At 53.8% G+C, this 14,851-nt stretch carries 12 protein-coding genes; 8 read left to right on the forward strand and 4 right to left on the reverse strand.

Annotated features, from left to right (window positions below):
- Positions 1-3 precede the first annotated feature (3 nt).
- On the forward strand, positions 4-225 hold the full coding sequence (locus ABYA77_RS01775) for a hypothetical protein (RefSeq protein ID WP_372964275.1): 222 nt from the start codon (positions 4-6) through the stop codon (positions 223-225).
- 219 nt (positions 226-444) lie between these two features.
- Positions 445-888 (forward strand): DUF4124 domain-containing protein, encoded by a 444-nt coding sequence (locus tag ABYA77_RS01780; protein WP_372964213.1) that lies wholly within the window; start codon positions 445-447, stop codon positions 886-888.
- 27 nt (positions 889-915) lie between these two features.
- On the opposite strand, the gene ABYA77_RS01785 is transcribed toward ABYA77_RS01780, so the two are convergent.
- From ABYA77_RS01785 to ABYA77_RS01800, 4 genes are all read right to left on the reverse strand, one after another.
- A complete protein-coding gene (locus ABYA77_RS01785) occupies positions 916-2,010 on the reverse strand; it encodes a rhomboid family intramembrane serine protease (protein ID WP_372964214.1) in 1,095 nt (364 codons plus the stop codon).
- Positions 2,011-2,084: 74 nt separating this feature from the next.
- Entirely contained in the window at positions 2,085-2,414 is a 330-nt protein-coding gene (locus ABYA77_RS01790; protein WP_372964215.1) for a hypothetical protein, read from the reverse strand.
- A gap of 46 nt (positions 2,415-2,460) precedes the next feature.
- Entirely contained in the window at positions 2,461-3,156 is a 696-nt protein-coding gene (locus ABYA77_RS01795) for a PspA/IM30 family protein (protein ID WP_372964216.1), read from the reverse strand.
- A 14-nt stretch (positions 3,157-3,170) separates the two neighbouring features.
- Positions 3,171-3,575, reverse strand: a complete 405-nt coding sequence (locus ABYA77_RS01800) for a YjfI family protein (RefSeq protein WP_372964217.1) — start codon at positions 3,573-3,575, stop codon at positions 3,171-3,173.
- Positions 3,576-3,778: 203 nt separating this feature from the next.
- Here ABYA77_RS01800 and ABYA77_RS01805 point away from each other — a divergent pair, with 203 nt between their 5' ends.
- From ABYA77_RS01805 to ABYA77_RS01830, 6 genes are all read left to right on the forward strand, one after another.
- The gene (locus ABYA77_RS01805) at positions 3,779-4,405 is read left to right on the forward strand and encodes a hypothetical protein (protein ID WP_372964218.1); all 627 of its coding nucleotides are present in this window, start codon (positions 3,779-3,781) and stop codon (positions 4,403-4,405) included.
- Between the two features lie 44 nt (positions 4,406-4,449).
- Complete coding sequence (locus ABYA77_RS01810; protein WP_372964219.1) at positions 4,450-6,453, forward strand: hypothetical protein; 2,004 nt, start codon at positions 4,450-4,452, stop codon at positions 6,451-6,453.
- 83 nt (positions 6,454-6,536) lie between these two features.
- On the forward strand, positions 6,537-11,789 hold the full coding sequence (locus tag ABYA77_RS01815) for a DNA repair ATPase (RefSeq protein ID WP_372964220.1): 5,253 nt from the start codon (positions 6,537-6,539) through the stop codon (positions 11,787-11,789).
- Between the two features lie 61 nt (positions 11,790-11,850).
- On the forward strand, positions 11,851-12,444 hold the full coding sequence (locus ABYA77_RS01820; protein ID WP_372964221.1) for a TetR/AcrR family transcriptional regulator: 594 nt from the start codon (positions 11,851-11,853) through the stop codon (positions 12,442-12,444).
- A 149-nt stretch (positions 12,445-12,593) separates the two neighbouring features.
- The gene (locus ABYA77_RS01825; protein ID WP_372964222.1) at positions 12,594-13,751 is read left to right on the forward strand and encodes an iron-containing alcohol dehydrogenase; all 1,158 of its coding nucleotides are present in this window, start codon (positions 12,594-12,596) and stop codon (positions 13,749-13,751) included.
- 16 nt (positions 13,752-13,767) lie between these two features.
- A complete protein-coding gene (locus ABYA77_RS01830; RefSeq protein WP_372964223.1) occupies positions 13,768-14,796 on the forward strand; it encodes an NADP-dependent oxidoreductase in 1,029 nt (342 codons plus the stop codon).
- Positions 14,797-14,851 lie beyond the last annotated feature (55 nt).

Raw genomic sequence — 14,851 nt, forward strand, 5'->3', positions numbered from 1 at the left:
ACTGTGTCCCGTCGCCCGGGTATGTGTGCCCGGGTTGGCGGGAGCCGGCACCGGGAAACCGACCTTCAGTTTCTGGAACGACTGGCCGCCGAAGAAGGCTGGCACTACCGCTACCAGCACGGCGACACCCCGAAACTGGCCCCGGTCACTCGAGTGATTATTATGGATCGCATAGCTACCGTTCTGACTCGATTCCCGAGCAAAGCAATCAGACTCAGGAGCTAAACCGAACCGGATGAATCTTTCTATCGGTTGATCAACCTTCTTCTTGCTGCCACCACCAACCGCGAAGACGTACTGGCGCAATATGAACGAAGAAGACTACAAAGCCTTCATTCCCCGTTTGTGACCGGCGTTTTATTGGGGAGGGTGATCAAATGCCTACGCAACATGCCCCCGAACTGGCTAAAATGTGCCAATGTATCAATGCAGAGATCACACGTGATGAAAGGCTTTATAGTTCTCGTTCTATTGTTGGTGGCTTCCGTCGCCCAAGCAGAAGCCTATCGCTGGGTTGATGAGAGCGGCCAGACCCACTTTGGTGATCGGCCTCCTGCGAATGCTGTTTCCAGTGAGGTGCAGCTGGAAACAGCACAGCCAGCGGTGGATGCGGCTGCCAGTGAGCGCAAACAGCGGATGATCGAATTTGTCGCGCAAAGCGAAAAAGAACGTGCGGTTCGAAAAAAAGTCCGGGCCGAGCAAGAGGCCCAGGCAGCCGAGCGGGAAGCTCGGTGTGAGGGCCTGATAGCGCGCATGAAACACCTTGAGAGAGTGTCCCGCCTCTACAGATTAAATAAGGATGGCGAGCGTGTTTTCGTTGACGATGAGGAAAACGAAAGGATCCGTAAGGAGTTTCGGGCGCGCGTCCGGAATGAGTGCGACATTTGAATCTGCTTCCGCCTGCATCGCAGGTTTTCACCTTTGTACCACAGCCTCCGGCCCGTTCAGCATGGCGATCAACGGATTTTTCCGGAAGATGTAATCTCTGAGCAAATAACCTAGCAAAAGTCCGAGCATAAACCCGCCCAGGTGTGCCGCCCAGGCCACGCCGCCCTGTGCAGTGAACATGCCGAACAGGTTAATCAGGCTCCAGATCAGGAAGTACCAGTGGGGTGCGAGTTTTTTCTGGTAAATGATGATCATGAAAGTAAGGCTGGCGTGGCGGAACCACATCAGATACAGGCCGAAAAGAGCCGCAATCGCACCGCTGGCGCCAACCAGCAGCAAAGGGCCCTGGCTGCTGTCGAATACCAGTAATTCGATCAACGCTGCCACCGCTCCCATGAACAGGTAGAGCCCCAAAAAGGCACTATGGCCCAGGGCATCTTCAAGATTGTCGCCAATAATCCATAGGAAATACATGTTGCCGGCCAGATGCATCAGGCCACCGTGGACGAACTGGTAGGTCAATAGTTGCAGGGCAAAGTGTATGGGGCTTTGGGTCTCTGAGTTCAGCGCCAGGTTCAGGAAAATCCATTCATTCGCTGCCGGTGACAGCAGGCCAGTGCCGAAAATCAGGCCACACAAAACAACCAGCGTTCGCGTAACCCAGGGGGTTCGATGGGGCTGTATGTTGTACTCCACCGGCATAGCCGTCAGAAACTGGAATAACCAGGACTTCCAGGTCACTTTCTGATTCAAGGTTGTTAGGGCCTGCTTCAGCCTGGGTGAGTGCATGACCTGATCTATTTCATGTTTATCGAGCCAGACACCATCACAGTCCGGGCAGCAGTCGATTTCAGTAGTGTAGTGCGTAAGTAACTGATAGTGGGTCATCGGTACCCGGCAACGCCTGCACAAGCGGTCGCTGGTGCGAAGGGCTGGGCCGAGATGAAGCTCGTGACTGTACTGTTCTATAAACTCGTGCTGCTGTGCAATGGCCTGGTTCAGTGATCCGTCTTCAAACCAGACGCCGTGGCAGTGCCGGCAGTTAAGTATGGCCGGGTTGCTGGTAGGCGTCAGGCTGCCAATCGTGCAGGAAGGACAAAGTTTAGCGTGTGTTCTGGGCATGAAATCCTTTTCCTGATTCAGCGGAGGCTTCGGTGTCTGTTCCGGAGCCTGTAGAAATAAGTGGTCCGTATGGGTTAGTCAGATTCTGTCAGGTAGTTGTGGGCAAAGGCCTGTAAGTCCTCTGAGACACGCTGACGAATGGTCGCCCGGTCTTGCGGAGCAAGGTTATACTTCCGGGCCAGCAGTTCGAAGTCTTCGTCCTTGAGGGTAATGGTCAGCCGGGGGCGGGCTCTGCCTTTACGATAGGGCAGCTGGAGAACCTTGCGTACCATATCGGCGGTGCTCATATCCTGCATGGCAGCAGACACCCGGAAAGCTCTTTGAATATCGTTGGAGAGGTCGAAGGCCATTTGTACGGCCTGAACCGCCTGCTCTTCTTTTGACCAATCCGGTTTGTTTGCCATGAGTATAACCTGAGGGTTATGCCCCCGGCATGCGGGGGCATCGATTTTATTGTGCGGACTTATCTTTGAGGCGAGCTAGTACGCTATTTACAGCGTCTTGTTCGCCATCAATGCCGGCAGCTTTCAGCTTTTCGTCCAGATCGGCACCGGTCAGCTCTTTTTCAAGGCTGGCGTTGGCGGTTTGTCGATCTTCTTCCCGGGCCTGGCGCTCACGGATGCGCTCCAGAGTTTCTTTGGCGGTGCTCAGGGAGGATTGTTGACTGTTGATGTTGGTGTCAATCTGGGCGGTGGTGCGCAGCACACGCTCGTTGGTTTTCACCACTTGCAGTTCCCTGCGATAGTCACCCAGTTGTTTCTCTGCGCGTTGTACTCGCTCTTTCAGCCCTGCAATTCGCTGTTGCAGCAATTCCCGGGTCTGAGTCAGTTCTGCGGCACGGCGTTCATGGCCAACAATGCGTTCGGCGACTTCTCTGGCCAAATCTTCCTGACCGGCAGCGATGGCCTTGCGGGCATCTTGCTCTCGTTTGCTGGAGCTGTCTTGTTCAGAGCGAATCTGGCGTGCTAAAGATGCTGATTCAGCCATCAGTCCGGCAAGCTCATGTTTGGCTTGTTTCAGCTCTTGCTCAGCATCGCGTAGTTCCTGTTCCAGAATACGGTTGCCCTGGTTATCCACTACGGCTTCACCCAGTTCGTTAACGCCACCGCGCATAGCGGTCAGAATCTTTTTCAGTACGGATCTCATGTCTCAGCCCTCATTTAAGCCAGGTAGTCTTCAAATGTCTGTAACAGGTCGATGGCATTTTCGGCCAGTGTGACCAGTTCCTGCATGATTTCGGCTGTGCCGGAGGTTGGGCTGAGAGCGCCATATACCACATAGTGGTCCCCGGTTTTACCGAGAGAGCTTAGTGGCATGGGAACGCTGATGCGTAGCATGTTTTCATGCAGGTCCTGTATGCGCTCCGGGTTCAGTTCCTGTTCATTAAAAAGATACGCAAGACACAGAATCTGCGTGTCGGTTACGGTAACGTACACCGGTGTTTCTTCTGCCCCGGAAACGGTTACTTGCAGTACCGGTTCATCCCCGGAAATGGGCATAACGTCGAAGGTTCGGCCTGCATGGGTAGCGTCTCCCAGGGCCAGGGTGAGAGTTTGAATATCCACAAATAGCTCCTTCCTGTGGCGTTGAACCGGTTCGGCCGATTCGAACGGACCGTGTCCTATGGCTTGACATTTTATGTCAATAAACTGAGTCTATACCTCGCAATTAAACATTTGCAAGAGTTAGTTTGTTTGCGTTATAACGTTTTTTCGTTTGACACAAACTGTCAGTCACTCGTTTTTCCAGAACGGATGTCCAGTCGCGTATGGAAACATTCTTCATTGTAGCTTTCTCTTTTCCAACGGTGGTTTTTTCCGTTCTATTGTGTGTAGCCATTATTTATTGGCTGATCTCTCTGCTTGGTATGGGGGATATAGACGCAGACGGTGAAATTGACGCCAGTGGCGACTTTAGCGGCCTGATGGTGACTCTGGGGCTTCAGGGTGTACCGCTTCCGCTGGTGCTGACGCTTTTGTTCCTGTTTGGCTGGCTGGCCAGTTATTTTATGGATCTTATTTTCGGTGCGCTTGTTCCCGGTAGTGTGTTGCACTGGCTATTTGGAATTGTCGTTATTTTTGTGGCACTGGTGGTTGGTGTGCTGACTACCGCGGTTGTTGTTCGTCCGCTCAGGCCCCTGTTCCGTCGCGCATTCTTACCGCCGCTTCAAAAGCGAATTATCGGTACTCCCTGTGTCGTGCTTTCTTCAACGGTGACTGAAACCTCTGGCAGGGGTGAAAGTATTCTTGATGGTGCTCATCTGGTGCTTCAGATTCGCAGCCATTCGCCGTTGTCCCATCGGGATAGGGCCGTCATTATTGAACATATTCCGGAACACAATGCCTGGTGGGTGGTCCCGGAATCGGAATTTCATTCCGGTGATTCTGCCGGATAACGCTGACTTAATCTCCCTTTCAACCAGCTCAGGAGAATTGCTAAATGGATTTATCGTGGATGATGCCGGCACTGATGACCGTTGGTGTTCTGGTCTTGCTGATACTGGGTGTGCTTACCCTGTTCAAAGCGTTCTATCGTAAAGTAGATCAGGGCCAGGCACTGATTGTGAACGACCTTTCGCCAACGCCGAAGGTGTACTTCACCGGTGCCATGGTGTTGCCGGTTATCCACCGCGCCGAGACCATGAAAATCTCGGTTATCACACTGGAGTTGAACCGTACTGGCAAGGAAGGGTTGATCTGTAAAGATAATTTGCGGGCGGATATCACCGTTGCTTTCTATCTGCGTGTGAATGAAACCCCGGAAGATGTTCTTCGGGTTGCCAAGTCGGTTGGAGTTGGTCGTGCTTCAGACCGTGATGCGGTGAACGAGTTGTTCAACGCCAAATTCAGTGAAGCGCTGAAAACCGTGGGTAAGAAGCTGGAGTTTATGCAGCTGTTTGAAGAGCGCCAGCACTTCCGTGACTCCATCATTGAAACCATTGGTGAAGACCTTAACGGCTATATCCTTGAAGACGTAGCTATCGATTACCTGGAGCAGACGCCAAAAACGTCGCTGGATCCGAACAACATTCTGGATTCCGAGGGCATCAAGCGGATTACTGAAATTACGGCATTCCATAATGTCGAGACGAACCGCTTAGAGCGTGATCAGGAACTGGAAATTCAGCGCAAGAACGTATCTGCCCGTGAAGCCTCGCTGGAGCTGGAGCGCAGTCAGGCTGATGCGGAAGCTCGTCAGCGCCGCGAAATTGAAACCCTGCAGGCTCGTGAAACGTCGGAAACTGAGCAGGTGCGCGAACAAGAACGAGCCCGGGCTGAAGCTGCTCGCATCAAGACCGATGAGGAGCTGGCCATTGCGGAAGAGAACAAGCAGCGCCAGATTGAAATGGCACAAAAAGCCCGTGAACGTGCGGTACAGATTGAAGAAGTACGGATTCGCCAGGCTCGCGAACTTGAAGATGTAAACCGTGAACGTGCGGTTGAAATCGAGCGGATTGGTATGGAAAAAGCGCTGGAAGGTGAGCGCAAAGAAATTGCCGACATCACCAGCCAGCGGATTGCGGTTGAGCGCAACGTGGCGGAAGAGGAAGAGAACATCAAGGATGTTCGCAACCGTTCCGAAGCTGAGCGTTTGAAAGTTACGAAAGTGGTGGCGGCTGAAGCCGATGCGGATGAACTGAAACTGAAGGATGTGAAAGCCGCAGAAGCCGCGTTTGAACGCTCTAAACTGGAAGCAGAACAGATTCGTGTTACGGCGCAGGCGGAGCTGGATGCCGCTGAGAAGCAAGCCATCGCTGATGAAAAACGGGCTCGTGGTCGTCAGGCTATGTCTGCTTCTGACGGGTTGGCTGAAGCACAGGTTCGAGAAGCTCAGGCCTCTGCCATTCGTGCGGATGGCCTGGCCCGTGCCGAGGTTAAAACCGCCACAGCCAAAGCGGATGAAGACGCTGGTATGGCGGAAGTTCGAGTGCTGGAACAGCGGCTTGAAACGGAAGCTATGGGTGAAGAGAAGCTGGGTCTGGCGAAGGCCGATGCCCGTAAGGCCATGGTTCTGGCTGAGGCCGAAGGTGAGGAGCGTATGGGCCATGCGAAAGCGGAAGCCCGTGAAGCTATGGCGAAGGCTGAAGCTTCTGGCTTGGTAGAAAAACTGAAAGCGTACGATGGAATGTCTGAAGAAGCCCGTCACTTTGAAGAATTCCGTATGAACCTGGAAGTTCATGAGAAAGAAGTAATGGCCAGGATTGAAGCTCACCAGACGGGCATTCTGGAAAATGGCCGGGTAATGGCTGCCGCATTGAAGGATGCCAAGTTTGAAATGATCGGTGGTGATGGCGGTATCTTCGAGAAGTTCGCCCAGGGAATGGGTTATGGCAAGAGCGTACAGGGCGTCCTGGACAAAAGCCCATCGCTACAGGCTGCTTTAGCGGGCATTGCCGGGCGGGTTGCGGGTGACAAGTCCGGCGATACCTCTGAGTCGGCTTAAAAAGCCCATGGCACCGCTGCTTCTTAAGAGAGTGGTGCCAGTTTTTATTCAAGTTCCTCTCCCCCAGTTCAGGAAGATTTGGTATGTCGACGGATCGCTCCGGCCTTGAAAGCATCATTCAGGAAGGCTCTGCTTTTGAAACCATTCAGCGTCGGCTGAAAGAGCAGGGGGGGCAACTGCGCTCGCAGGTATCCGGGTTGAATCAGACCCGTGAAGAAATTTTCGGCAGTGCCAGTATGAGTGTGCTCGGGCGGGCCCGGGTCAGAACCGAGAATAACGCCATTCCACGTGATGTGGTGCGTCTGGGTGACAAGCTGTTGTTTGGCTTTAACCTGCAACTGGGGTTGCGTAAAACCCTGGAAATAGACGATGTCTTTTGCCTGTATCACCTGAACGACGGTGATGATGGCTTTGAAATGACCGAAGCCACCATTGAAGGGACTTTCCTGAAGGATGCCCGGTTTGCCACTGACTTCCGGGAGCTGCAGCAGTACTACAACACGGCCACGCTGTCTCAGCTGGTGATCCTCAAAGGCATGCTGCTGATGGCGTTTCGCATCGGCGACAAGCTGGATGATCTGCGGATTTTCCGCTGGGAGCTGACGCCGGGTGGCGATGTCAGTCGCTATATCGACAATCGGGGTGAGCGGGATCTGACTTTCCCTGAACGCTTCAGTTTTCCCTGGAAACCCGTTGGTCGTGATTTGCAGGTTCAGGGCCGCTCTCCGCACCTGAACATTGCTGACACCTTGTTTGTGGATAACCTGCGGGGTGACATTACCTTCAAGGTGGAAAACAATACTGCCACCGGGGAAGGCATTTATGCAGATCCGGTAGAATCGGACTCTCAGTCTCTGGACGACGCCACGTTTGAATACGCCGACCTGGGCGAGATTCTTCTGGTGCGGATTCTGCCCTTCAATGAAAAACTTTGGCGCTATTACCTGTTCAACCGTACCCAGCGAAAAATTGAACGGGTGGATAGCATGGCGGGTTCGGTGGCATCGCTGCCGGATAATCATGGCCTGATCTTCCCCTCCGGCTACTACCTCACTACCGGTGAACTGAAAACCTTCCAGATCCCGGAAGGCGACTTCCGCCTCAAGCGTTCGTTGCGCTCGCCTAACGGTGAGGATGTGCTGTATGTGTTTTTTGAGCAGCTTACCGGGCAGGTCATTCTGTTCCGCTACAATCTGATCCGTAAACAAGCGGATGTGCCGTTGATCGGCCATGGGTTTGCGCTCTTTGAAAATGGCCATCTGGTGGTTTTCAATGCGGATAATGAGCCGACGCTGGTGCACCCGCTGCAGGTTTGGGATACGCCGTTTACCTCGGAGAGTTTCCATGCACAGGCCAGTGTTGCTAATGATTCTGAACTGGCCCGTATCGGTAACCCGGATTTGGTGCGCGGCATTGCTGAACTGAATACGGTTATTACCCTGGTAGAAGCCAAGAGCGCCAGTGAGCGTCACTTTACAGCACTGATCCGTACCGTAGACCGTGTTCTCGACCAGTTTTACTGGCTTACAGCGAGGCAGGATGAAGCGCTGTTTGCTGGCTTGCATGAGCAGCTGAGCACGATTCGCAATACCGCCGAGTTGGTGCTGGACGAATACGAAAAAGTGCAGAGCATCCGGGCGCAAACAGAAATGGCTATCAGTGAAGTGGCCGATGTTCAGAGTGCCCTGATGCGCGATCTGAAACCGGATAGCTGGAAAGCGCCAGATCAGTTTGTGGGTTATCTGGCCAGGCTTCGGGAACACCGGGGCCGGGTGCGGACGCTGAGTGATCGCCGCTACGCAGACAAAAACCGCATAGAGGCCCTGGAAAAGGAGCTGGCGGAGGCGGAAGAGAGGCTGACGGATCGAACGTTCCGTTTCCTTGCTTCGCCCGAAGCTTTAGAGGGTTACCGCAATACCCTGGCAGAATTGCAAGCCGCACTGGCGGAAGCCGGAAGCCGGGATGCTTTGAAAAAGATTGTAGAGCGATACCGGGAGCTGACCACCGGTCTGGATATGATTCAGGGCATGCTGGCTTCCATGGCGGGTGATGATGCTGCGCTGGAAACGGCCATCACCGATAACATTTCGGGGATATACGCCAGTATCAATCAGCAGCGTTCAGAAGCAGAAATTCGCCTGAAAGAGCAGGGCAGTGCCGAGGCGCGGGCTCAGTTTGCCGCCCGGATCCGGCTGTTTGAGCAGAGTCTGGCAAACGGCGTCAGTGCGCTTTCAGATGTGCGGGAATGTGATGGTTTGATGACCCGCATGCTTGATCAGCTACAAGAGCTCGAGAGCCAGTTTGGTGAGTACGATGAGTTTCTTGCTGCCGTTCTGGAACAGCGTGAAAACGCCCACGAAAGTATTGAGGCCCGGCGTCAGCAGCTTCAGGATCAGCAGCAACGCCGGGTAACAACGTTGACGGATGCGGCTGAACGTATTCTGAAAAACGTCAGTCGCCGAACGGAACGTTTTTCCAGCCCGGAAGAACTGCACGCTTTCTTTGCCTCCGATGCCATGGTGGCGCGCCTGCGCAGCATGGCTGAAGAGCTTCGTGACCTGGGCGCAGCTATGGAAGCTGACGATTGCCTGGGGCAGCTGAAAGCCACTCAGGATACCGCTCTGCGCAGCGTGCGGGACAAAGCTGACATCTTCGAAGAAGGTGGCGCGGTTATTCGTCTCGGCAGGCATAAGTTCAGCGTAAACCAGCAAGAGCTGGATCTCACTCTGATTCCCCGGGATGACCATGTGCTGCTACACCTCACCGGCACCCAGTATTACGAACGGCTGGATGAGCCGGAACTGGATCGCCTGCGGGGTTACTGGAACATGAGCCAGCCGTCTGAGTCCGACAAGGTTTACCGGGCTGAGTATCTGGCAGCGCTGGTGATTGAAGAATTCCGGAAGTCGTCTGATTTACCGGTGAACGTTGCCGATGTTGAAGAGCTGACTGGTTATATTCGTCATTTTGCTTCGCCCCGTTATCGTGAAGGCTACGAGAAAGGTATCCATGACCACGATGCCGCATTGCTTGTCAGAACCTTGTGGCCCGCCATTCAAAACGCCGGACTGCTGCGCTTCAGCCCGAATGCCCGTGCGCTGGCTATGCTGTTCTGGGCAGAGCTGATTCAACAGAAGATTTCTGCACAACAGCTGCGTTCTCGCTGCCTGTCGGCTGGCATACTGAGGCGCATGATGCAGTCCAATGAATTGCTGCAGTCTCTGGAGCAGGAGCTTGGGCCAAAGTTGTCGGAATTTGTTGAGATTCATGAGCTCAGATTAACCGAAAAAGGCAGTGCCGAACGCACTCTGCTGAAATCCGCAGCCCAGTATCTGGTTTTACAGTTGGCAGAAGAAGCAGAAGCCTTTGAAATCACTCGCTATGCCGGTGAGCTGGCCGAAGGCTTTATTGAAGCCCTGAAGAGGGATAATCAGTTTGCCCAGTACGAGACGGCGTTAAATGTGGTGGCCGGAAAGCCTGCCGCGCGCTGGAGCATCACCAGCCATTGGGTAAAAGCCTGGATGGGCAAGGCCAACCAGCAGCATTTACTGCATTACCTGCCGGAAGTGGTGGCGGTGCTCAACGCCGGAGACGCTATCTCTACGGCCGTACGCAGTGTTGAACTGGCGTTTGAGGTTGACGGTTTGCTGGGTCAGCATGCCAGCATTAACGATCGGTCCCTGAGCCTGCAGCTGGATGAGTTCGATGAACGCCTGCGTTATCATCAGCAGGAAGTCATTCCCGGTTGGCAGCAGTTACAGGAAGTCCGTCATAAGGTTTTGGCAAAATGGCGCGACCAGCTGCGCCTTGAGGAATATCGGCCCCGGCCGCTGTCGTCGTTTGTGCGCAATAAACTGATCAGTGAGAGCTATCTGCCAATCATTGGCGACAACCTGGCCAAACAGATGGGCACTGCAGGTGAAGACCGTCGCACAGACCAGTCCGGCTTGCTGATGATGATCTCGCCGCCAGGTTACGGTAAAACCACCCTGATGGAATATGTCGCTAACCGCCTGGGCCTGATCTTCATGAAGATCAACTGCCCGAGTTTAGGCCACGATGTCACCTCGCTGGACCCGGAAAAAGCCCCCCATTCCACCGCCGAAGCGGAGCTGGTCAAGCTTAACCTCGCTTTGGAGATGGGCAACAACGTGATGTTGTATCTGGATGATATCCAGCATACCCATCCTGAATTTCTGCAGAAATTCATTTCCCTGTGTGACGGCACCCGGCGCATTGAAGGCGTATGGCGTGGTCGAACCAGTACGTATGACATGCGTGGCAAGCGGTTCTGCGTGGTGATGGCCGGTAATCCCTATACCGAAAGCGGCGAAATGTTCAAAGTGCCGGACATGCTGGCGAACCGGGCGGATATCTACAATTTGGGTGATGTGTTGTCGGGCATGGAGCATGCCTTTGAGTTGTCTTACATAGAGAATAGCCTCAGTGCCAACCGGGTGTTGGCACCTTTGGCGACCCGGGGTATGGCAGACTTCTATCGGTTTGCGGATCTGGCCGAAGGCAAAACAGTGGCGGATTCGGATTTCGAGCACGACTACAGTGCTGCCGAGCGGGATGAAATTGTTTCCCTGCTGAAGAAGATGATGCGGGTGCGGGAAACCGTTCTGCGGGTAAACCAGGCGTACATTGCTTCCAGTGCTCAGGCTGAAGCCTATCGTACTGAGCCTGCCTTCAAGTTGCAGGGCAGCTACCGGAACATGAACAAACTGGCGGAAAAGCTGTCGCCGGTCATGAGTGACAAAGAACTGGAAGCCCTGATTGACGATCACTACCAGGGTGAATCTCAGCTGCTGACTCAGGGCGCGGAAGAGAATTTGCTTAAACTCAAGCAGATGCGAGGCACCTTAACCGAAGCTGAAGCTGCCCGGTGGCAGGCTATCTGTGAAGAATATCGCCGGCGGCAGCAGGCTGGAGGTGACGAAGAAACCGGCGTGAAAGTGGTACGCCAACTGGGTGTGATTGCTGAACAAATGCAGCAATTGGGACAACAGTTGGCCGCAGGCCTGGAAAGTCAGAAAGGTTCTGAACCAGATCTCGGTCAAGCCCTGGGGCAACTGTCCCGCTCCCTGGAAACCGGCCTGACCGAAGGTTTACAGTCTGTGCAACTGAGCCCCTCAGTGACGGTAAATCTGGATAGTCCTCCACAGGTTGGCGAAGCCTTGATGGCCTTTGCCCGGATTTTTGAGGAATCCATCGTGCCATTGGTGAAAACCATGGACGGTAAGTTGGACCTGGATCTGAAAACCCAAACGGAAATGAGCCGGGTGTTGAAAGTGATTCGGGAGCTGCAAGATCGATTGCTGGAACGGAAATAGTCATCCGGGGCCGGTGACTCGCGTTCTAGACAATTGGTCTAGCCGGGCTTAGAATTTCGCCATGGAACCAAAAGTAGCAAGTCATGATGTGCGCAGCCACATCCTGGAAACAGCCCAAACCATCATCAGTGGCAAGGGATTCAGTGCTGTCGGATTAAACGAAATCCTGCAGACTGCCGGGGTGCCTAAAGGATCTTTCTATCACTATTTCGGGTCCAAAGAAGCCTTTGGTGAAGAGTTGCTCAAGAGCTATTTTGCCGATTACCAAGAGACTCTGGATGCCATGCTTTCTCGTACAGGCCTGTCAGGTGCGGAGCGCCTGATCGGCTACTGGGAGTCCTGGCTGGAAACCCAGTCGGCCTGCGACCCGAAAGGAAAATGCCTCACTGTTAAGCTTGCCGCAGAAGTCAGTGATTTGTCGGAGCCGATGCGTGTTGTCCTGGAGCGGGAAACGGCTCGCGTCATTGCTCGCTTGGAGCAGGCGATTGAGGATGGTATCGCTGATGACTCTTTACCGGCTTCTTTAGATGCAAAGTTAACGGCGTCAACGCTTTACCAGTTGTGGCTGGGGGCGAGCCTGCGCAGCAAAATCACTCGTGACCGCGAGCCCATGGAGTGTGCGTTGGCGGCAACGCGCGCATGGCTTGGTCTGTGAGGCTGCGACAGAATAAAATCATACTATGATCCATGTAGACGACTGGTCTAGTCGTCAGTTAGACTGAGAACAAGTAGTAAAGAATAAGCCGATCTGAACGGCTTTTTATTTTCCCAGACAATAGACGACCGGTCTAAGAGTGAGGCTTCATGAATAATTTTGAATTCTACAACCCAACACGAATCGTATTTGGAAAAGACACGATTCAGCGCCTGAATAGCCTGGTGCCTGCTGATGCGCGGGTACTGTTGTTGTTTGGGGGTGAAAGTGCGAAGAAAACAGGCACTATCGATGAGGTCAGGCAAGCATTGGGCGACCGGCACGTTGCAGAGTTTGGTGGCATTGAGCCAAACCCGACCTACGAAACTCTGATGAAAGCGGTGGCTTTAATCGAGCAGGACCAGTTCGACTTTTTGCTGGCGGTTGGCGGCGGCTCGGTGATTGACGGCACCAAGTTTGTGGCCGCCGCCGTTGGTTTTGATGGTGATCCCTGGAGCATTTTGGAAAAGCAGGGGCGGAATATTACCCAGGCCATTCCGTTTGGAACCGTATTGACACTACCGGCCACGGGCTCTGAAATGAATAACGGAGCTGTGGTGACTAATAAGGCGCTGCAGGCAAAGCTTCCGTTTTTCAGCCCGCTGATTTATCCCGCGTTCTCTATTCTGGACCCGGTTAAAACCTTCACGCTGCCGCTCAAGCAGGTCAGTAACGGGGTTGCCGATGCGTTCACTCATATTGTTGAGCAATACCTGACTTATCCGGCTAATGGGTTGGTTCAGGATCGTTTTGCTGAGGGCTTGCTGCAGACGCTCGTTGAGATCGGTCCGAAAGTACTGGAAGACCCGGAAAACTACGAGTTGAGAGCGAACCTGATGTGGGTGGCGACATTGGCTTTGAATGGATTGATTGGTGCGGGCGTACCTCAGGATTGGGCAACCCATATGGTTGGCCATGAGTTGACGGCGCTGTACGGCATTGACCATGCCCGGACGCTGGCTATTGTACTGCCGGGTATGCTCGAGGTGCGCCGTGAGTCCAAAGCTGACAAGTTGCTGCAGTATGGCGAGCGGGTTTGGAACATTCGGGAAGGCTCACCAGAAGAACGTATTGAAAAGGCAATCCAGGCGACTCGCCAGTTTTTTGAGAGCCTGTCTATTCCCACCCGATTGCCAGATTATGGGCTCGATCAGAGCTCCATCGACGATATCATCGGCCAACTTGAACACCATGGTATGACCAAGCTCGGAGAGCACGGAGATGTGACTCCGGATGTCAGCCGTCGTGCTCTGGAAGCAAGCCTGTAACGGAGGAGAAAAGAACATGGAGAATTCATCGTTGATAAATCGTCAGTGGGTTTTGAACCAGCGCCCGAAAGGCGCGCCGGCACCGGAAGATTTTAAACTGGTGGAGAGTGCGGTACCGAGCCTCAATGAAGGTGAGGTGTTACTCAAAACCCGCTACTTATCCTTGGACCCGTACATGCGGGGGCGAATGAGCGAGGCTCCTTCTTATGCTCCTTCTCTGAACATCGGCGAGGTGATTGTTGGTGGCACCGTATCGGAAGTGGTGGAATCAAAACATTCCGGGTTTTCGAAGGGTGATCAGGTTCTGTCTGCCAGTGGGTGGCAGGAATACGCGATATCTGACGGGTCAGGGCTGATGTCGGTCGAAGGCTTGCCTGAGCCTTCATACGCCTTGAGTCTGATGGGGATGCCTGGCTTTACGGCGTACCACGGGTTGCTGAACATTGGCGAGCCAAAGCCTGGAGAAACAGTTGTCGTCGCCTCAGCCAGTGGTGCGGTAGGCTCCGTGGTTGGCCAAATTGCAAAACTGAAAGGCTGCCGGGTTGTGGGTATTACCAGTGGTGGTGACAAACAGCGGTACGTTCAGGAAACACTGGGCTTTGATGTGAGCCTGGACCGGCGCTCACCGGATTTTTCGGCAGAACTCGCTAAAGCCGTGCCGAATGGGATTGATGTGTATTACGAGAACGTGGGGGGTGCTGTTTTCGACGCGGTTCTGCCGCTGCTGAACGATTTCGCCCGAATTCCGGTGTGTGGTTTGATTGCCCACTACAATGCAACCGAATTACCTCAGGGGCCGGATCGTGTGCCCATGCTTATGGGCATGATTCTGCGCAAACGGATTCGGATGCAGGGGTTCATTATCATGGATCATTACGAAACCGGGTACGCGCCGTTCGCCAAGGAAATGAGTGCATGGCTGAAGGCGGGCCAGATTCGTATTAAGGAAGATCGGGTGCAGGGCATAGAAGCCGCGCCGGACGCGTTTATTGGTCTTTTGGAAGGAAAGAACTTCGGTAAAGTGGTGGTGGATTTCGGGGCATAGTAATCCGCTGGCGTGTCACGGGAACTGCACACATGCGGGTTAACGGCTGAAGAGT

Origin of the sequence: Marinobacter sp., assembly GCF_041595835.1 — a bacterium.
GTDB lineage: Bacteria > Pseudomonadota > Gammaproteobacteria > Pseudomonadales > Oleiphilaceae > Marinobacter.